Source organism: Indolivaga macrotermitis (genome assembly GCF_900128985.1).
Lineage (GTDB): Bacteria > Bacteroidota > Bacteroidia > Bacteroidales > Dysgonomonadaceae > Dysgonomonas_A > Dysgonomonas_A macrotermitis.
On the sequence record NZ_FQUC01000008.1, the window covers coordinates 1 to 20,605 of the forward strand.

Consider the following 20,605-nt stretch of genomic DNA (forward strand, 5'->3'; position numbering starts at 1 on the left):
TCGGTTTTAAAGCGAGTGCAAAAGTAATACACTTACCCTTCCATTCCAAATATTTTATGAGGTTTTTTTAAGAGACTTTTTATAGATGAACGTAACTAGCTAATTGTAAATTTGTTGTTGAACAAAAAATTTACAGCAAAAACGCATTTATTTTAAGAGCAGGCATAATTACCCCGGATACGTATTACATTTACATGAGGAGCTTTTTCTAAATCGAACCTCAATCCTGTTTCATTTTTTATATAATCTTTTACCCTCTTAGGCGTTCCTTCGATCAAAACATTGCCCGAATCAAGCAAACCCACAGTCGAACAAATATTCTCAATATCCTTCAAATTCCGGTTGGTAAGTAATATTGTCTTCCCACTCTTTTGTATTTTTATAAGAAGCTTATATAATTGAGTCTTGGGTTGATTCTTCAAATCGCGAAAAAGATCATCAAAAACCAAAAATTCAGGATTGTGAAATAAAGCCAGACCAATACTTAATCTTTTTTGTTGCTCAGATCTCAAAATCCTCACTTTTTTATTTCTTACACTGGCCAAACCTATTGTTTTTAGTACCTCAATTATCCGTTCTTCTCCAAAACGGAACTTTACATCCAGAAATTTAAAGTTCTCCCATACCGTTAAAAAATTCTGGTAATAGGGTATATCAACTACATTGCCTGTAACATATGCAATATCTTTCCGCCGATTGGCATAGTCAACACCAGAAATGAATATGGTATCCGAAGGAGCACCTAAAAGACCTAGTACAAGGTTAATAATAGTCGTTTTTCCGGAACGTGCTTTTCCTACAAGACCATAGATTTCTCCTCTTTTTACTGAGAAATTAAAATTCCTCAGCACATATTCTTCCTTGTAGTAATAATCCAGATTCTTTATAGCAAGAATAATCATTCTTTATACGGGCTTTTGATTCGAACAGCAAAAAAACAAAATAGATTTGACTTTTTACATAATCATACTTTCATTTTTCATTCTGCCGTATATGGCAATATTATATAAATATGAGAAAAAAGTAAGAGAAACGAATAGTCCTATTACCTAAAATTATTATTAAGCAGATATCTTAATGGAGATAGTATTCGATTTGCAATCGAGCGGTCTTCTGTGATAATCTCGGCCGTTCCATTCAGTTCCCCTGTAAAATCAAAGACTACACCGGTAGTAGACTTCACTCCACTGGATAAAGCTATTTCTATTGTATATTTATTTTCGTTAGTTACCAATGAAATATTTTTTACCGTCCCTTGCAGAACTCCATATTCCAGATACGGGTATCCAGACATTTTAAGGTTTGCCTGTTGCCCGACTTTTACCTTTCCTGCACCCGATTCTGCGATTTCGACTTTGCCGATAAGGTCCCCCTGATAGCTTGGCACAACAACAAAAACTCTGTCTCCGGTTTTTACAGTTTGGTTTTTAGACCAATAAGTATTAAAGGTTACAGTTCCTGCCTGCGGAGCCACCAATAAATATTTTTGCTCCCAGTTTTCAATCTCCGAAATCAACTCCCTGTATGCTGAAGCTAACTCTGAATACTTACTATTTTTATCTTGTAAATATTCTACAGTAAGTTTTGACGCCGAATTTGCCAATTTTGTATTTTCTATATTTTCTGATAATATAGTAGCTTCGAGTTGCTGTAATACTTGTCTGATGCTTAAATAATTTTGTTCGGATTCTTCCATCTCCGATTTTGACAATACTCCTTTTTCATATAAAGACTTATCTCTGTCAAAAGTAGACTTTGCCAATTCCGATTCTTTCCGTTTCAGTTCTAATTGCGAATATAGGTTAGAAGAATACACGGTTCTCCCCTTGATTTGCTGATGAATAGATTTCTCATCTTCTTTCGTCAGGTTCAACGAAATGAAATTATCATAATTAACGGCAGCTTTTATAAATATTGAAAACGTCGACTGCAATTCACCCAGTTCATAAGTACGGGATAATAATTCGGATGGCAGATTTACTAATGAATCGGATACTATCGTCCTTTCTGTCAGATTTTTCTTAACCAACATAACATCCTCGGTTTTTGCCGGATTGTCAATCACTGCTATTACATCGCCCTGCCCGACCATCTGTTTATCTTCTATATAAAGCTGCTTTAACCTTCCGTCCGATTTTGCCACAAGCCACGATGGTGGATTTTGGGTTGTCACGCTCACCCCTCCTGATACAACATCAGGATAACGAAAGACAAAACAACCTATAAATATCAAACCCAGTATAACGCAAATAGCAGCAGTGCCACATCTGACTAAGACATGAGGAGAACGCGATAGTATATCTTTAACCTCATCACTCCTCAATTCGAGGTCTTTATGCTTCTGATTTATTTCGTCTTCCATCATTATAATTCCAATTGATTTTTTACCAAATGATAATACGCTCCTTTCTTTGCCGACAACTGATCATGTGTACCGACTTCTATCACCGAGCCTTTTTCGAGAACAATTATCTGATCGGCATTACGGACAGTACTCAGCCGATGAGCCACAATTACAGATGTACGCCCTTCGAAAAAATGATCCAGATTTTCCATTATCACTTTTTCGTTATTCGCATCAAGGGCATTTGTCGCCTCATCCAGAAACACAAATTCGGGATCTTTATATATAGCACGGGCTATAAGTATGCGTTGCTTTTGCCCCTGACTTAGACCATGTCCGTCATTTCCTATTTTCGTATTGTACCCCAACGGCAAGCCTTCAATAAAATCGGTCAGGTTTGCCATCCCTGCTGCTTTCAACAGCAGGTCTTTGTCTATAATCTCTGCTGCCGGAGCTATATTACGGGCAATACTATCTGAAAAGATAAAACCTTCTTGCATAACTACACCACACCTCTTTCGCCACTCACGTTTACTATAATTTTCGAGATTGTTTTCTCCAAGGACAATCACTCCTTTCTGGGGAGGGTAATAGCCTAATAACAATTTCAGTAATGTAGTTTTTCCACTACCACTGGTTCCGACAATAGCTGTCTTCTTTCCTGCAGGAATCATAATACCTATATCATTCAGTACCCGGTTGCCTGCCGAAGTTGCATCATATGCAAAAAATAATTGAGCAACTATGAGATTTTTTCCTGACGGAATTTCCTGTATCCTACCCTCATCCTGAATAGTTTCATCTTCCTGATCCTGTAAATCGCTCAGGCGGTCGAGACTTAATCTGGCATCCTGTGTTTTACGGGCAAAGTCTATAATCTGATCTACCGGGCTATTCAATTGTCCTATGATATACTGTACCGCCATCATCATCCCCAGAGTCATTTCGCCATCTATCACAAACTTAGCGACCAATGCTGTGATTAATATATTCTTTGTCTGATTAATGAATATTGCACCGGAATCTTGATACTGCCCCAAAGCCAACCCCTTTATACGAAGACGGAACAGACGCGCCTGAATTCCCTCCCAAGCCCATCTTTTTTGCTGTTCGCAAGCGTTCAGCTTTATTTCCTGCATACCGGTAATCAACTGGATTACGGCACTTTGATTTGCCGATTGCTGTGCAAAATTCTTATGATCCAATTCAGCCCGCTTTTTCATAAAAAGCCAAACCCAAAGAAAGTATAGGAGGCTGCCTATCATGAATATGGCAAAAATCTTCAAACTATAGAAAGCAAGGACAATACCCAGCACAATAATATTAAAGAACGAAAACAGGACATTCAGACTCGAATTCGTCAGATAATCCTGTATCCTTGTATGGTCGTTAATACGTTGAAGTATATCTCCGACCATCTTGGTATCGAAATACCCCATCGGCATTCGCATCAACTTAATAAGGTAGTCCGAGATAAGGGCTATGTTGATACGGCTTCCCAGGTGTAACAATATCCATCCTCTAATAAATCCTACTGTAGCATTACTCAGGGTAAGTACCAACTGAGCAATCAGTACGAGATAGACAAAATTGAGATTCTGAGTATTGATACCTATATCAACAACTGCTTGCGACAAGAAAGGCAATATCAGCATCAACAAACTACCTATAGCCAAACCCAGAATCAACTGGGTTACCATTGACCGGTAAGGCTTCAGATATGAAAACAGAAAGCTGAAACCTTTGCGACGTTCAATGTCGTCATTGTATTTATAAAAGTCGGGTGACGGTTCCAATAAAAGGGCAATTCCATGAGGTACGCCTTCTTCGGTTGTCGAAATCCAACTTTTGGAAAATTCTTCTTTTGTGAATTTCAATTTCCCTCCGGCCGGGTCTGCAACATATACTTGCGTTCCATTCTTTCCTTGCTTGATATCATATACAACTAAAAAGTGCTCTTGATTCCAATAAACGATACAAGGCAACGGAGCTTCACACAATTGTTCGAAAGAAATACTGACACCCATCGTCCGGAATCCCAGCGACTCAGCAGCTTCGCTTATTCCTAACAATGAGACTCCTTCTTTGGTTAGCCGTGCTTTTTGCCGCAATCTCTCCAATGAAAAATGTTTACCATAAAAAGCCGCGATCATACGTAAACACGTAGGACCGCAATCCATCGCATCGTGTTGTTTGTAAAGAGGAAATTTCCGCATATTATTAGCTATATCATTTTGATATAAAAGTACAGATAGTTTTGGTTTTGTGAAAGAGCCGCTAATTTATTAAAAAAAGAATATAATAATAGATTATAAGGTTACTTATTAAAAGAAAAAAGTGGTTTGTATTCACAAACCACTTTAAAACTCTTGAGAAAGAATCCAGGGATCAAGATTCTACTTTCTCATACTTTTTATTACTACTCTTCACAACACTTTCACTTGAATAAATAACAACATTACTCCATAATTTAAGAAATGCAGGTTTCGATATCTCAATATTTTTATTGATAACAGGATCGAAAAAGGTAACATTTCCATCAGAACTTATTTTCTTCAGCATAACAAAACGCCCATCGCTGATACGAAGATGCAATAATGCGTGTTTACGCTCTTTTTGCAGAGTATCAAAGTCGGCCAGATAAGTCCGACTATGAAGGTCATAATCCTTTAATAAATTTGATATAGTTATGATCGGCGATTTCTTAGACTCAAACTCATACTGAACCTTCAGAATATTTCTGTTATGAACAATATTACGAGCCGAAAGAAACGACGATATCAAATTGACTAAATAAAAATGAGAGGCATTCATACTACTTTAAAACTAAGAAATTAGAAAATATCCATTACTCGAGCAAAGTAAAGGTATTTGTATTTACCTGTCTATAATATTTTAATCATATTATTCTTTGCCAGTGCTAAATATCAACTAATGGATATGCAAAAAAACACAAAAAAAACGGGTTAAGGATTACATTTTTCACCCCATGAATTACACTTTTCAATCCAATCTCATTTAACGCCTCTCTTTTTTCTCTTTTTTTTATATTTAAATCTACAATCTGATTATACACAATAAGCGTTTACTTTAATTTAACTATCTTTACCGCTTAATATTACTAACGTTATTATGCCTGAAAAGAAACACCCTCTGGATTTATTTAAGTATTGCCCTAAATGTGGCTCCGACCGGTTTGTTATTAATAATTTTAAATCGAAGTGTTGCGAATCGTGCCACTTCATTTATTATTTCAACCCTTCTTCTGCAACTGTCTCAGTTATAATCAATAAGAAAAAAGAATTACTCGTTGCGACGAGAGCCAGCGATCCGGCGAAAGGAACTTTCGACTTGCCGGGAGGTTTTGTCGATATGAACGAAACTGCCGAAGAAGCTGTTATTAGAGAAGTGAACGAAGAAACAGGCCTGCAAATAAATTCGGTCAGGTATCTTTTTTCTATACCGAATACCTATTTATATTCGGGCTTCGAGGTACAAACCACGGATATGTTCTTTTTATGTGAAACAAATGACGATAGTTCATTTTCTGCACACGATGATGTTGCAGCGCTGCAATTTATACCAATATCAGAATTAAACCCTTCCCTTTTCGGTTTAATGTCAGTACGAAAGGGAATCGAAAAAATACAATTGATGAATCTATGAGAAAAATCTTCATAATGGCAGGGATCGTTTCATCCCTCCAATTCGTAAATGCGCAAAAAAGTATTGTAAACGAATTACCCCCCCGATTGTATATACAAGGACGGGAAATGTTTCTCAATAATAATTATACAGGAGCGGAGAATACCCTGAATGAATTCAAACAAACCAATAAAGAAAAAAGCCTGCAGCTCGAAGCCGATTACATGATTGCCGCAGGAGCCTATTTCAGAGGAAAAGAAAACTCAGCGACTATTCTTCGGGAGTATCTCGATACTTATCCCGAATCTTACCACCGGAACGATATCTGTTTTTATATAGGATCTTCTTTCTTTAATGAGAAGGATTGGGCAAAAGCTCTTTATTGGTTCAATCAGTCGGACATTGCTTATCTTTCCATTTCCGATCAGGAGGATTACTCTTTTCGATCAGCATACGCCCTTCTTCAAGAAGGAAACCGGGAGGAAGCCGCAAGGCGTTTCGATATCCTCGCCCGAAACAGCAACAAGTATTACGAACCCGCAACTTTTTACAAAGCGTATATCGATTTCCGAAACGGAAATTATGACAAATCTCTTGAAACTTTCGAAAGATTAAAAAACAATCCTGAATACAAAGAGCAATCCCTATTCTTTATTACACAAGGGTATTTTCTCAAAAACGATCTGAACAGCGCTATCAATGCCGGGACTAATTACTTAAACAGTTATCCTGACAATAATAACTCAGCCGAAATATATCGAATTCTTGGAAACAGTTATTACAGATCAGGAAATACAAACGAATCGATATCTTACTACGAAAAATACCTCAATAAGACAGATAAACCGTTCAGGGAAGATATGTTCCAACTGGGAACTGCGTATTCGCAAGCCAATTCGCCTGCACAAGCTATCAAAGCCCTCCAATTTGCTGCATCCACCGACGACCAATTAGGACAGGCATCTTATATGTTGCTGGGACAGAATTATCTGAAAGTAAATGATAATTCAAATGCTCTGATGGCATTCGATGCGGCATCACGGGCTAAATTTGATCCATCGATCAGTGAAGTCGCTCTTTATAATTATGCACTACTGGTACATAAGACATCACTTTCTATATTCGATCAGTCAATTACCGTATTACAACGTTTTCTGAAAGAATATCCAAATTCTAAATATGTCAATGAAATCAATAATCAACTTGCATCAACACTATTGTCTACAAAAGACTACCAAGCCGCACTGAATGTTATTGATCAGATGAATGCTCCCGGCAGACAGATACTGGAAGCGAAGCAAAGCATACTATTCCAGCTGGGTGCGCAGGATTTTATTGACGGGAAATACGATCAGGCTATACAGCGATTCAATGCCTGTATAAATATGGGTAATTATGACAGCAAATCGAAAAACGAATCTTATTTCTGGAGAGGCGAAACCCGTTACCGCCAAAATGAATTTGCTGCAGCAGCCAAAGATTATCAGACCTACACATCGCTGACTAACTCGACTGACAGCAATTATAGCCTGGCTTTGTACAATCTGGGTTACAGTTATTTCAAACAAAAGCAATATAACAATTCGTTGAGCAGTTTACAACAATATATAGCTCAGGAAAAGAACTCTCAAAGCCTGACATATGCAGACGCATTGAACCGTATTGGCGACTGCTATCTCTATAATCGTAATTTCAGTGATGCCGAGCGTGCATACACTCAGGCATCTACCCGTAACCAACAGAGTGCCGAATATGCAGATTTCCAAAAAGCATTCGTGATGGGTCTGCAACACAATTACAACGGAAAGATTTCGGCATTAGATGCAATGATACGCAAGTATCCCGAATCGCAATATATTGATGATGCGATGTACGAAAAAAGCCGCGCTTTAGTAATGACCGGACGTGAACAGGAAGCAACCTCGGTACTTTCTCAAATGCTGAATAAGTTTCCCGATTCAAACATCGCTGCAAAAGCAGGTGTTTTACTCGGACAGTCATACTATAATACAAACCAGACCAATCAGGCTATTTCTACATACAAAAAAGTAATAGAAAGAGACAAGAATACAGAAGAAGCCCGTATCGCCCTTCAAAGCTTAGAAGGAATTTATCGCGACATCAACGATATTTCGTCATACGCTAATTATGCCAATTCATTGGGTTCAGGAGTTATTATTTCTACAAGCCGTCAGGATTCACTAACTTATCTGGCTGCAGAAAATGTGTACATGAAAGGACGCACAGCCGAAGCTGTCAATACAATGAGAAAATATTTGCAGACATATCCAAACGGCCAGTTTGCAGGAGATGCTCATTATTATATAGGTATTGTAGCTTATGAAAATAAGGATAATGTAACGGCCCTCAACGAATTTAATCAGACCGTTCAATCCGGAAATTCGAAGAATCTCAGCAAGGCATTACTGCATATAGGAGATATCCAATTGGCAAACAATGATACACAAGCCGCCTATAACACCTTTAAACGACTGGAAAGAGTAGCAGTAAACAGTGAAGAAAAAAATGCAGCGCAACTCGGCATCCTAAAAACAGCAGGTGCATCGGGGAACGACAACGAGATTATAACAACCACTACACAGCTGTTGTCTTCCGACAAGACTTCTCCCGAAGTCATTAGCGAAGCCCGTCTGGCGAGAGCTAAAGCCTACCTGAACATTTCGGCAACCAACAAAGCTGTGGAAGACCTCACAAAAGCAGCGACTGACACACGAAGCGTATATGGTGCAGAAGCCCAGTATTTACTGGCTGACACATATCTGAAAGCAAAAGCTTACGATAAAGCCGAACAGCAGGTGCTACAACTGATGAAGCAAGGAACCCCGCATGCTTATTGGATGGCTAGATCAATCATTGTCCTTTCCGATACATATAAAGCAAAAGGAGACAAGTTTCAGGCAAAACAATACCTCGAAAGCCTCGATGCCAATTATACTGGTAACGAACCGGAAATACGCTCGATGATAAGCGAACGCTTAGCAGCTTTAAATAACTAAGCTCCCGTATTGCAAAAATAAAAAGCAAATTAAAATTCAGAAAACGATGAATATTAATACCTCATATAAATTAATAATATCAGCAGCCATAGCTATTTGCCCTGCTATTATTGCCAACGCCCAAACTTCGGCAAAAGACACTTTATTGAACCGGCAAGTTTCTCTCGAAAGAGAATATAACCCGACAATACAGGATGCTTCTAAAATAAACAGTTTACCAGCCGTACATCAACCTCTAAAGAAGCAATATGATATACGTTTCGAAAATGCTGCACCAACGATCAAGCTATCCGCTTATCCTATCGGGGACACCGGATCGGGGAGTATCCGTACCAAAATAGAATATCCGGAACAACGAGGTTATTTAAATTTCGGAGCTGGTATGTACTCCAATTTAGAAGGGGCGCTGGGATACCGGATTGTAGACAGCGCGAATGACCAGTTCGACTTATTCGGCACACACAACTCGACCAACGGGAAAATAAAATACCTGAATGGAGAAAATAACGACGAGGTAAAGGCAAAGAACATGGAGAACTTCATCAAAGCCAAGTACAGTCATAAATTCGGATCGGGAATATGGAACCTGAGTGCTTCATTTCTCAATAACAGCTTCAATTATTACGGAAAACCGTATATTCTGAATTACGAGGTTCTGCCTTCGGCTGATATTTACAATATGGAAAAAAATCAGGTTGTAAATATTTTCGACATCAACACAAGCCTCATTTCTAAAGAGTCCTACGACGAATTAAACTATTCGGCAAGTATCCGGTACAACCGGTTTACGACTAAATACTCTACAAACATCGAAGATGATGGTCCGTCAGGAAATATATTCGATGCTAAAGTTGATCTTTCCCAACCCTTTTTCGGAGATAAGAAAATAGGGATCAAAGGAGGTTTATTATTTCAGAAGTACGACGAACACTCTACACTGTATGAAAGTGACCTCATGACAGACCTCTACCATAATCTAACAGTCGTAAGAGCGAATCCGTACTTTAAAATAGATGACGGAGACATCAGATTTACCATCGGAGCCAATATCAACTGGGCGATAGATGTAAAAAATAAGTTTGCAATAGCACCTACAGTCGATCTAGCTTGGAATTTCGACGAAACCAGCCTTCTTTATTTAACTGTTGACGGAGGTATCAATGATAACAACTTTGTGAATATATATAACGAAAACCGGTATATTGCACCAATTGGAAGAGTAAACATATCTAAAACTCTATATGATGCTCAGTTAGGTGTACGCTCAGGTGTAATACAAGGATTTGAGTTTGATATATTCGGTGGATATAAACAAACCAAAGACGAACACCTCTATCTCCCTACTTCAGGTACATCATGGAGCAATGTCAGTCAGGCTATATACGCAAATCTGGGAGAAGGACACTTCGGTGGAGCTATCAAAACAAAGCTAATCCCTTACACAGACCTTTCATTAAAAGCGATTGCGCATTTCTATAGCTTAGATAAATATACAGAAAACGTATCCATCACCGAGAAAAAAGCATGGGGATTGCCCACATTTACGGTGGATTTCAATGCAGATTTCTCTTTTATTGAAAATTTGATATTGACAGCCAACTATCAATTTTCGGGTGGACGCAAGACCACTAATTATTTAGAAGTCGTTGATATGAAGAATATCAATGAACTTAATGTAAAGGCCAGTTATCACGTATTGAAATGGTTATCGCTATATGCCAAAGCAAATAACGTACTAAATCAAAAATACGAACGGTATTACGGCTATACTTTGCAAGGAATAAATATAACCGGAGGATTTAACCTCATTTTCTAGATAATCTATAAATCGCTTATTTTTAAACAAATATTCAATTATCATTAATTTTCTATTATACAAAATATTAGTTTTTTGATAAAAAAATTAGATTTTAATTATATGGTATTAAATAAAGAATGTGTTGCTTTGTACTATACAAAAAATAGAGACACTTAAATTTAACTCTAAATCTAATTGTATATTGAAGAGCAGACTGATACTAAATTACATATTCGAAAGTTGTATTTTAGCTATAATGGACTCTCCTTCAACTTAAGGCACATTCTTAAAAAAATCTTTTCTGAAGACAGAAAAGATTTTTTCTTCCTCACCTTTAAAATACGTACATTTGACACATAGATTATTTGCTCTCAAAAAGAGCAATAATCGAACAAACTGAATAATATGAACAAAATATGTCCTCGTTGTTCTGCTCCTTTTGTATGTAGAGTAGATCAGATAAGTCTCTGTAACTGTAAAAAAGTGGTATTAAAAGAGGTGTTCGTAATTACATTAAAACTAAATACGGGAATTGTCTTTGCATAGATTGTCTCAGTTATATCAACGATAACTTCGATAATATAAAAGAGAGCCCGGAGCCTTATCATATTTAAAGCGTACATCGAATTCGACAGTCTGCTAAGTCGAATTTACAAAATGCCCGGAAGCCCGGAATAAGTCCCTGCTTTTTAGGTAAATTTTAAACATTCGGAAGCCACTTTTACAATTGAAATTCTTAATTTTGAGAACACTTTGATATCTCAATATCCCGATCTATAGTTCAAGGATAATCTTATAATATAATTCATAAATAAAATAAGAAAATAATGCAAAACGAATTTACCATCAGCCGGGGAAAAGTAATGATCAATTTTTCTGTCAAGTATTGCGATAATCGTCAGAAATTATTGAATAGTTATGGGTTCAAACAGGTGATAAACTCTTTTATTCAGGTGTTGAAAAAAGATAATGTAATCATCTATGACCATTATATCAAAAACTTTAAAAACGATGATGAGTTTGCCTCAACATTAGTACGGGTCTTCAAATTCCTCACAGTTTGCGACGAAGGTGAAATTCATAAAGTAAATACCAAATATTCTGAATACTTCAGTGACAAAGATTTGTTCATTGAGTTTATCGAACTTCTTTATGCATACTGGCGCCGTTTAGACCGTATATCTGTTGTTCGTAACAGCAGTCTCGGAGACGGGCTTCAAAATGTACGCTTTATTCAAGCTAACAGCCAATTTAATGATCTTATTCTGGCAACATACCGTCGTATAGAAGAAACCGTTATGGGATTCCAGCACAGGGTTTACCGCCAGCTGGTAGCAGGTGCTAACGCCGGACTTACCCTAAACGATGTGCCATGGAACTGCCCTGTTGAGTATAACGGACTATCGACTGTTCCATTTATCAGTACCGTTGTTTTCCAACCGCCGTTAATTACATATACGAAGCGCAATACACGCTCGGGAATATTTCAGGAACATGATTCAAACCCAATAGCTAACCTCAACCTAAATGATGATGAATGGTACATCTTCCCGGCATGGGTAGGTAATATGCTCACATTCGTTTACTTCCACAAAGATTTTATCGATCACGGCTTAGGCTTATCTAACCTCTTCGAACTGGCTACTGAAAGCAGTTACATCGGAAAGAAACCTGACATGATTTATATATTTGGCTATCCTGACGGGCATAATGAAAAGAGAACATTCTATTACAAAGACAAGAAAAACGATATCATGATAGGCTATGCCAACTATTGCGACGATATCGACTACTTCGGATATATGAAGAAAATGCTTCTGACACTGCACAATATCAAGCAGATGGAGAATGCTCGCCTTCCGATCCATGGTGCGATGGTAAATATTGCCCTAAAAAACGGAAAGGAATCTAACATTATAATCATGGGGGACAGTGGTGCAGGAAAATCTGAAAGCCTTGAAGCCTTCCGTACCCTGAATGAAAAATATATACGCCATATGCGTATTATATTCGATGATATGGGCTATCTGAATATCGAAGAAGATGGTTCTGTAAAGGGTTATGGTACCGAAATCGGAGCTTTTGTCCGTGTAGATGATCTGGATCCCTCATATGCATATCAGCAACTCGACAGAGGAATTTATACCAACCCCGATAAGGTAAATGCCCGTGTAACGATACCTGTATCTACCTACGAAGTTATTTCAAAAGGATACACCGTAGATTACATGTTATACGCAAACAACTATGAAGAATCGGATCACAAGATCAAGCTATTCGACAATCTCGATAATGCTATAAAAGTATTCGAAGACGGAGCTCGCAAAGCAAAAGGAACAACATCCGAGGTAGGTCTGGTCAAATCTTACTTTGCCAATCCGTTCGGCCCTGTACAGGAACAATCCCTTGCAGAAAAACTGGTTCGTAAGTACTTTGCCAAAATGGACGAAAACGGAGTTAAGATCGGAGAAATCCACACTTCACTTGCCATTGACGGCAAAACTAAAGACGGACCGAGAATGGCAGCCGAAGAGCTATTCTCCCTGATCAATGAATAAAAACATAAGGCATATACCTTAAGTTCGTAAGCTTACACAAAGAGCCGGAAGGTTTCCGGCTCTCATTAAATAACTAAATACATAGGAGTATGAGTCAATCAAACAGCCTAATGAATAACAACATATCCATGTTGGGTACATTATTAGGAGATACTATCAAAGAAGCTCTCGGAGAAGCGATGTTTGACAGGGTCGAAACTATCAGACGATTGTCTAAAGCTTCTGATAACGGAGACATGGACGCTCATGACGAGTTAGTAAAAACTTTACAAAACCTGCCGGACGAAGAATTCCTGCCTGTAGCTCAGGCTTTCAATCAGTTTTTAAATCTGACCAATACAGCAGAACAGTATGATATTATTTCTCAACATGCGTTAGGAAAGGATAATCCGGTAAATTTTCCGGCTATTCACAAAATGCTGAAAGAAAAAGGAATCAGCGACGACGAGATCAAAAAGTCTCTGGATGAGATTTCGATCGACCTTGTTCTGACTGCTCACCCGACTGAAATAAACCGCCGTTCACTTATTAACAATCTGAACGAGGTTAGCGACAGCCTGCAACAGTTAGACCACGATGATATTGTCGACTATAAGAAAGAGCAGATAATGCGCCGTCTTAAACAACTGATTGTTCAGTATTGGTTTACCGACGAGATTCGCAAAAACAGGCCGACACCCAACGAAGAAGCCAAATGGGGTTACGATGTGGTAGAAAATAGTTTATGGAAAGCCGTTCCCGAGTTTTTACGGGAGCTGAACCTGCAACTAAAAAACACACTCGGATATACAATATCAATCGATGCACGCCCTATTCATTTCTCATCATGGATGGGAGGAGACCGTGACGGAAATCCGAATGTTACATCTGCTGTTACACGCGATGTTCTATTACAAAGCCGGAAACGTGCTGCCCTTCTTTTTCTGAACGACATAGAAGTATTGGTAAAAGAACTGTCAATGTTCAATTGCACTCCTCAATTCAGAGAATATTTAGGGGATAACGATGTACAGGAGCCATACAGGGAGCTGATGAAACGCCTCCGCTTGAAGCTCAGAAAAACAATAGCCTATCTGGACGAACGTATCGAAGGAAAGCAAGTTCCCGTTACTGACGATATCATATTTCACAACGAACAGCTTTGGGAACCTCTTATACAATGCTATCATTCGCTGATAGAATGCGGAATGAAAAGTATTGCCGAAGATAAACTTTCGGATACATTGCGCAGGGTAAAATGTTTTGGAGTAACACTTGTACAAATAGATGTACGTCAGGAAAGCACCAGGCATACCGAAGCCCTCTCGGAAATAACCCGCTATCTGGGAATAGGCGATTACGAGTCGTGGAGCGAAGCCGAAAAGCAAGCATTCCTACTTAAGGAATTAGCGTCGAACAGGCCTCTGATACCAAATAAATGGGAGCCCAGCGCCGAAACTCAGGAGGTTATAGAAACCTGCCGGGTTATAGCCGAAACACCTGAAGGAGCAATTCCCGTATATGTAATATCGATGGCACGTACTCCATCGGATGTTTTAGCAGTCCACTTGTTTCTCAAGGAAACCGGTTGCCCGTACACATTGCCTGTAGCTCCATTGTTCGAGACATTGAATGACCTGAATAATGCCGAAGATGTAATGCGTCAATTGCTTAATATCGGCTGGTATAAAGGTATCACAAATAACAAGCAAATGGTTATGATCGGCTATTCGGATTCTGCAAAAGATGCAGGAGCATTAGCTGCAGGATGGGCACAGTACAGAGGGCAGGAGGCCTTGCTTAAAGTATGTGCCGATGCCGGAGTATCGCTCACCTTATTCCATGGGCGTGGTGGTACAATCGGACGTGGCGGAGGCCCTGCCAAAGTCGCCCTGTTCTCACAACCTCCCGGTTCGCTCAAAGGCGGACTACGTGTTACCGAACAAGGAGAAATGATCCGTTTTAAATTGGGATTACCCAGCTTGGCAATTAACACATTGTCTCTTTATCTGGACGCAATTCTGGAAGCCAACCTGCTACCACCACCTGCTCCGAAAGACGAATGGAGAAAGGTTATGGACGAATTGTCCGATACCTCATGCAAAGCATATCAGGGATTGGTTCATCAAAATGAAGACTTTATCCCCTACTTCTATCAGGCAACTCCGGAGGCAGAGCTTGCCAAACTTCCATTAGGGTCTAGACCGGCTAAACGCCGTCCAACCGGAGGAGTGGAAAGTCTGAGAGCTATCCCCTGGATATTCGGATGGACACAAAACCGATTGATGCTACCAGCATGGCTCGGTGCCGGACAAGCTCTTCAGGAGGCGATAGACAACGGCAAACTCGCTCTGTTGGAAAGCATGTATAACGAGTGGCCATTCTTCAATACACGTATCAGTATGTTGGAAATGGTTTTCGCTAAAGCAGACAAGCGAATTGCGGCATATTACGATAAACGCCTTGTTGAGCCAAGACTACAATATCTGGGTGCCGAGCTACAAGAACAACTTGAAAAAAACATACAAACCGTTCTTAATATTGCACATGATGACTATTTGATGGAAAGCCTTCCGGCAATAGCCAGTAATATCGCAATGAGAAATATTTATACTGTGCCCCTGAATCTCCTACAGGTAGAGTTATTACAACGTTGCCGTAGTCAGGTAGAACATCCACAGGAATTGGAACAAGCCCTAATGATTACCATCTCGGGTATCGCAGCCGGTATGCGTAATACAGGGTGATGAATAATCAAATAATAGAGAACAGAGAAAGCGGAATATTCAGATTGAATGTTCCGCTTTTATATAAACCCGTCTTTCCGGTCTTTATTTATCTATCAGTTTGTATCCGACTTTCGATATAGTGATCAGGTCAACATACCTGTTTCCGTCTATATATTTCCGTATTTTGTGAGCCAGGTTATTTAACGAATGTTCTTTCTGGTAAATATCTTCTTCGTTCCATAACAACCATACGATTTTCTCTTTTGTCACCACTGTATTCATATTCTCACACAATAGTCTCAAAAATGCAGCCTCGGTTTTCGCTATTCTAATTTCTTCGTCATCAATAGCGATTACCTGTTCTATCGGATTAAAGGAAAAGCCCGAAAACACGAAACGTTTTTCGCCCGATTCGACCACTCTATTCAGAAGATTATTTATTCTAGCCAATAATTCTTTGGTTCCATACGGCTTTTTCTGATAATCGACATGCCTGAGTTTCAACCCTCTCTCAACGTCCTTAAAATGGGTCTTCCCTGTCGTAAAAATAATAGGCAAAGTAGGGTAATTCTGTCTGATATTTTCGGCAACATCAAAACCGCTGACATTATCTTCCAGATCGACATCCATTAACAATAAATCAACCTGATCTTGCTCCAGCATCCCCAAAGCTTTCTCTCCTCTACTTATATGTTTCACCCCAAAACCCTCTATTTCAAGATTCTCACAAAGCATATAAGCTAAGTTTTCATCATCTTCTACTAATAATATATTTGCCATATGATTAATAATAAATGTGCCTGTAAAAGTTTGTTTATTTTATTCCAAGAACAAAGATAATAAAGTTGTTCTTTCCTCAACTATTTTCAACAACCAATTTACAGGTTATAATACTCCGTTTGTAGGCAATTTTATGATAAACTCACTTCCTACATTTATTTCACTCTTCACGTCGATAAGCCCGTTGTGCTTCTCCACGATACGTTTTACATAATTCAGTCCTATACCATGTCCTTTAATACTGGCAGTCTTCGCCACTCTTGCATATTTATCAAATATTACCTGCAAATCTTCTTTTGCAATACCCAATCCATTGTCTTTTATACTAATACAAGTATAACCACCTTCAACATACAATCGGATATGGATATCTATCACGGCTTTCGAGTACTTAATTGCATTACCCAACAAATTAGAAACAACCTGTTCTATATGCGCCTTATCGCCAACTATATCAGGCGATTTCAGTTCATTATCTGCATCTATATCAATCGGCTTGGTTGTAGTACCTTCTGCACCGTCGGCCAAATCGTAAACAATCTTCACCAAATCAAATTCTGCTTTATGTATTTCGAAGATACCTTCATCATCCATAGCTAAACTCAGGAGCATATCGGTTTTCTCCGTCATTTTTACAATCTCATGGTCAGCGATTTTCAACAGCCTGCCACGTTTCTCGGCATCCATAATTATCTTCTCATTATCGAGTGAACTGATTGCCTGTTTCAGTACGGATAGAGGCCGTTTAAATTCGTGCGAAACTTCGGAGAAGAAATCGCTTTTAAGATGGGCTAGTTTTCGTTGTTTAGACAAAGTCTTCAACTGGAAATATAAACAATAGATGCAAAACAGCGATAATAAAAGTGACAACACTAACATCCATGCCATCTGCGGATACACTTTACTCCAAGGATTGATAAGCACAACGCGTAATACTTTAGTTTGTGCTAAATTTAGCGGTATATCTTTTGATTGTAAAGTGCTCGAAGGGTGTTCTGTCGGAAGTAGTGTTGATTCCAATACTTTATTGGTTTCCTTATCGACAATCTCGACATAGAAATAAAAATTAATATTGCTTCTATGCATACTCTCCTCAATAGAAGAACTAAAAAGTTTCAAATCTATAGGATTAGTTTTACTAACAAACTCCTCTAATGCAATATTTAAAATAGCTACGGCATTAGGTTCAGATTGAAGGGACTCCGACTTATTTTTTATCTTAACTACTTTTGTTGTATCCGTAACCAAAGAATTTAACGGAGTATCGACCCCCATAAACTCAATTTGTGCCGCTGGCTTATCTCTGCCCTTTACTAATCTTTTATTAAGATTAGCACCATAAGTTTCAGAAGTTAACAAATTCAACTCCCGAGTAAGTAAGTCTGTGTTTGCCTGAAACAAACGGTATAGAATCCCCGCCTGAAATATAAATATGACTATAACAAAAATGATAGAAATGCGGGTTAAAAACTTGTCAGAAAATGTGGCACTCTTCATCATGGCATTTTTTAGAAAAAAAAGTTTATAAATATAAGAATATTAATCTTTATTTCAGCTAAAAACAAGCAAAGAGCAGGCTAAAAATATGAGAAAAAAATTACATTTCAATTATACACAATCCCCTTTTTGCTGTATAGTTTTGTAATACAAATCTTTAATACTTATAGCAATGAAAAAAGTAGCGTTAGACCAATTCAAAAAACTTAGCTCTAAAGAGTTAAGCAAAGTACAAGGAGGAGCAAAATATTATCTTCTTGTAAATGGGACTCTTATTGAAGTTGAAATTTAATATAAAACTTAAGAAACGGGGCAGATATTAAAATATCTGCCCCGTTTCTTTTATTTATGAGTTACATCTACTTTTATTGTAGGTGCTTTTTCTTTATTCCGCTTTTCGGTTGCAGTAACCAAGTTATCGGCTAATGTACCGAAAGCCGTTCCTGTCATAGAATCTTCATTCAATGCAACAGGTGCTCCATTATCTCCTGCTTCGCGTATACTCTGTACCAGAGGTATTTGACCGAGCAAATCGATATTCATTTCTTCCGCTAAATTCTTAGCCCCGTCTTTCCCAAATATATAATACTTATTATCAGGCAATTCGGCAGGCGTAAACCATGCCATATTCTCTACAATACCGAGTATAGGCACATTTACTTTTTCGTTGGTAAACATATCGATACCTTTACGAGCATCCGCCAATGCTACTTCCTGAGGTGTACTTACTACTATAGCTCCTGTTATAGGCAATGTCTGAACCAGAGTTAAATGAATATCGCTTGTTCCCGGAGGGAAATCTATCAGAAAATAATCCAGTTCTCCCCAATTTCCATCCGTAATCAGCTGTTTCAGGGCATTCCCGGCCATAGCACCTCTCCACACAATAGCACTTTCTTTCTTTACGAAAAAGCCTATGGATAGCATTTTCACACCATATTTATCGACAGGTACTATCATTTCACGCCCATCCACCGGTTCAAGAAAAGGTTGTGCATCTTCTTCGTTGAACATCTTAGGCATTGAAGGCCCGAAAATATCGGCATCAAGCAATCCTACTTTAAATCCTTTTTTCGCCAGAGCTACAGCCAGATTTGCAGTAACAGTACTCTTACCTACTCCACCTTTACCGGAAGTAACTGCTATTATATTTTTAACCAGAGGCAACACACGGGGAGGTTCTTCCTTCTGTACCTCTTGTGTCAAAACTTCAATATTACCCTTAATTTCGATATCGGGATCGACAAAAGTAAGTATTGCAGTTTCGCTTGCTTTTACCACAGATTTGATAAACGGATCATTTGGTTTTTCGAAAACTAATGAAAAACTCACTTTTTTCCCCTCAATATGGATGTCATCCGAGACGAATCCCATCTCTACAATATCCTTCCCTGTTCCAGGGTAACGTACATTTCTTAAAGCATCAATTATCAGCTTTGGATATATATTAGTACTCATTTGTTAAGTTATTTAGTTGAATTCTTTTTATCTATAGCTTGCTGAGTCAGAGTCTGCGAATTGTTCCGTCCATAACTCCGATAACTATCCTGTTCTATTTCGATATCGGGTTCGATCCATTCATCTCTATCCTGACATTCGAACTTGATATACTTAATTGTTAAACCACGGGCAATCCATTGTTGTTCATAATAAGTCTTTATCCCTAGTATCTTATCTACTAAATCCGAACGGTATAAGTCGTCGTTGCAGAATAAAACCGGCAAACGGTTAGCTTCGACCATAGCCGAAGTATATGTAAACATAAAATTACTGTCGGTCTTCAAATGAATAATACCCGAAGGTTTGAGTATCCTGCGGTACATCTTCATAAAGCGAGTGGACGTCATTCGCTTATTAACTTTCGTCATTTGAGGATCGGGGAATGTTATCCATATTTCGGAAACTTCACCGGGAGCAAAAAAGCTTTCCAGTAGTTCGATATGGGTTCTCAGGAAAGCAACATTACCCATCCCGTCTTCGAGAGATTGTTTAGCTCCCGTCCACATCCGGGCACCTTTTATATCGACACCTATGAAGTTCTTTTCAGGAAACAGTTTTGCCAGTCCTACAGTATATTCACCTTTCCCACACCCCAGTTCAAGAACTATCGGATGATCGTTTTTGAAGAACAGTTCGTTCCATTTGCCTTTCATCTCGAAACCCTTGTCCCGTAGTAGCGAAAAAGGGTACTGGAACACATGAGGATACTCTTCCATATTGGCAAACTTAGCCAGCTTATTCTTTCCCATTCAATATAG

General features: G+C 38.6%; 14 protein-coding genes. 6 read left to right on the forward strand and 8 right to left on the reverse strand.

Going from position 1 to position 20,605, the window contains the following annotated elements; translation table 11 throughout:
- Positions 1–152: 152 nt before the first annotated feature.
- From BUC12_RS11280 to BUC12_RS11295, 4 genes are all read right to left on the reverse strand, one after another.
- Positions 153–902, reverse strand: coding sequence for an ATP-binding cassette domain-containing protein (locus tag BUC12_RS11280; RefSeq protein ID WP_062178383.1), 750 nt, complete (start codon positions 900–902; stop codon positions 153–155).
- A 143-nt stretch (positions 903–1,045) separates the two neighbouring features.
- Entirely contained in the window at positions 1,046–2,365 is a 1,320-nt protein-coding gene (locus BUC12_RS11285; protein WP_062178380.1) for an HlyD family secretion protein, read from the reverse strand.
- Positions 2,365–4,560: a peptidase domain-containing ABC transporter gene (locus tag BUC12_RS11290; RefSeq protein WP_062178377.1), complete on the reverse strand. Its 2,196-nt coding sequence runs from the start codon at positions 4,558–4,560 to the stop codon at positions 2,365–2,367. Before BUC12_RS11290 ends, BUC12_RS11285 begins: the two co-directional genes overlap by 1 nt.
- A 172-nt stretch (positions 4,561–4,732) precedes the next feature.
- Positions 4,733–5,158: a cysteine peptidase family C39 domain-containing protein gene (locus BUC12_RS11295; RefSeq protein WP_062178374.1), complete on the reverse strand. Its 426-nt coding sequence runs from the start codon at positions 5,156–5,158 to the stop codon at positions 4,733–4,735.
- Between the two features lie 318 nt (positions 5,159–5,476).
- Here BUC12_RS11295 and BUC12_RS11300 point away from each other — a divergent pair, with 318 nt between their 5' ends.
- The 5 genes from BUC12_RS11300 to ppc all read left to right on the forward strand — a co-directional run bounded on the left by BUC12_RS11300 (position 5,477) and on the right by ppc (position 16,088).
- On the forward strand, positions 5,477–6,010 hold the full coding sequence (locus BUC12_RS11300; protein WP_062178371.1) for an NUDIX hydrolase: 534 nt from the start codon (positions 5,477–5,479) through the stop codon (positions 6,008–6,010).
- Positions 6,007–9,006 carry a tetratricopeptide repeat protein gene (locus tag BUC12_RS11305; protein ID WP_062178368.1) on the forward strand — a complete coding sequence of 1,000 codons (3,000 nt, stop codon included), beginning with the start codon at positions 6,007–6,009 and terminating at the stop codon, positions 9,004–9,006. The genes BUC12_RS11300 and BUC12_RS11305 overlap by 4 nt, the downstream gene beginning before the upstream one ends.
- 46 nt (positions 9,007–9,052) lie before the next feature.
- Positions 9,053–10,822 (forward strand): TonB-dependent receptor, encoded by a 1,770-nt coding sequence (locus BUC12_RS11310; protein ID WP_062178366.1) that lies wholly within the window; start codon positions 9,053–9,055, stop codon positions 10,820–10,822.
- An 809-nt stretch (positions 10,823–11,631) separates the two neighbouring features.
- Positions 11,632–13,362 carry a hypothetical protein gene (locus BUC12_RS11315; RefSeq protein WP_062178363.1) on the forward strand — a complete coding sequence of 577 codons (1,731 nt, stop codon included), beginning with the start codon at positions 11,632–11,634 and terminating at the stop codon, positions 13,360–13,362.
- 89 nt (positions 13,363–13,451) lie between these two features.
- Positions 13,452–16,088: a phosphoenolpyruvate carboxylase gene (gene ppc / locus BUC12_RS11320; RefSeq protein ID WP_062178360.1), complete on the forward strand. Its 2,637-nt coding sequence runs from the start codon at positions 13,452–13,454 to the stop codon at positions 16,086–16,088.
- Between the two features lie 84 nt (positions 16,089–16,172).
- On the opposite strand, the gene BUC12_RS11325 is transcribed toward ppc, so the two are convergent.
- The gene (locus BUC12_RS11325) at positions 16,173–16,850 is read right to left on the reverse strand and encodes a response regulator transcription factor (protein ID WP_062178357.1); all 678 of its coding nucleotides are present in this window, start codon (positions 16,848–16,850) and stop codon (positions 16,173–16,175) included.
- Between the two features lie 105 nt (positions 16,851–16,955).
- Positions 16,956–18,350 (reverse strand): sensor histidine kinase, encoded by a 1,395-nt coding sequence (locus BUC12_RS11330; RefSeq protein ID WP_073357311.1) that lies wholly within the window; start codon positions 18,348–18,350, stop codon positions 16,956–16,958.
- A 169-nt stretch (positions 18,351–18,519) separates the two neighbouring features.
- Here BUC12_RS11330 and BUC12_RS19870 point away from each other — a divergent pair, with 169 nt between their 5' ends.
- Entirely contained in the window at positions 18,520–18,639 is a 120-nt protein-coding gene (locus BUC12_RS19870; RefSeq protein ID WP_139262051.1) for a ComC/BlpC family leader-containing pheromone/bacteriocin, read from the forward strand.
- A gap of 50 nt (positions 18,640–18,689) precedes the next feature.
- On the opposite strand, the gene BUC12_RS11335 is transcribed toward BUC12_RS19870, so the two are convergent.
- Positions 18,690–19,805, reverse strand: coding sequence for an Mrp/NBP35 family ATP-binding protein (locus BUC12_RS11335; RefSeq protein WP_062178351.1), 1,116 nt, complete (start codon positions 19,803–19,805; stop codon positions 18,690–18,692).
- Between the two features lie 8 nt (positions 19,806–19,813).
- On the reverse strand, positions 19,814–20,596 hold the full coding sequence (trmB, locus tag BUC12_RS11340) for a tRNA (guanosine(46)-N7)-methyltransferase TrmB (RefSeq protein WP_062178348.1): 783 nt from the start codon (positions 20,594–20,596) through the stop codon (positions 19,814–19,816).
- Positions 20,597–20,605: the final 9 nt, after the last annotated feature.

Coding starts and splice junctions, on each gene's coding strand:
- BUC12_RS11280 (WP_062178383.1), bottom strand. CDS start 902: ATGATTATTCTTGCTATAAAGAATCTGGATTATTACTACAAGGAAGAA.
- BUC12_RS11285 (WP_062178380.1), bottom strand. CDS start 2,365: ATGATGGAAGACGAAATAAATCAGAAGCATAAAGACCTCGAATTGAGG.
- BUC12_RS11290 (WP_062178377.1), bottom strand. CDS start 4,560: ATGCGGAAATTTCCTCTTTACAAACAACACGATGCGATGGATTGCGGT.
- BUC12_RS11295 (WP_062178374.1), bottom strand. CDS start 5,158: ATGAATGCCTCTCATTTTTATTTAGTCAATTTGATATCGTCGTTTCTT.
- BUC12_RS11300 (WP_062178371.1), top strand. CDS start 5,477: ATGCCTGAAAAGAAACACCCTCTGGATTTATTTAAGTATTGCCCTAAA.
- BUC12_RS11305 (WP_062178368.1), top strand. CDS start 6,007: ATGAGAAAAATCTTCATAATGGCAGGGATCGTTTCATCCCTCCAATTC.
- BUC12_RS11310 (WP_062178366.1), top strand. CDS start 9,053: ATGAATATTAATACCTCATATAAATTAATAATATCAGCAGCCATAGCT.
- BUC12_RS11315 (WP_062178363.1), top strand. CDS start 11,632: ATGCAAAACGAATTTACCATCAGCCGGGGAAAAGTAATGATCAATTTT.
- ppc (WP_062178360.1), top strand. CDS start 13,452: ATGAGTCAATCAAACAGCCTAATGAATAACAACATATCCATGTTGGGT.
- BUC12_RS11325 (WP_062178357.1), bottom strand. CDS start 16,850: ATGGCAAATATATTATTAGTAGAAGATGATGAAAACTTAGCTTATATG.
- BUC12_RS11330 (WP_073357311.1), bottom strand. CDS start 18,350: ATGATGAAGAGTGCCACATTTTCTGACAAGTTTTTAACCCGCATTTCT.
- BUC12_RS19870 (WP_139262051.1), top strand. CDS start 18,520: ATGAAAAAAGTAGCGTTAGACCAATTCAAAAAACTTAGCTCTAAAGAG.
- BUC12_RS11335 (WP_062178351.1), bottom strand. CDS start 19,805: ATGAGTACTAATATATATCCAAAGCTGATAATTGATGCTTTAAGAAAT.
- trmB (WP_062178348.1), bottom strand. CDS start 20,596: ATGGGAAAGAATAAGCTGGCTAAGTTTGCCAATATGGAAGAGTATCCT.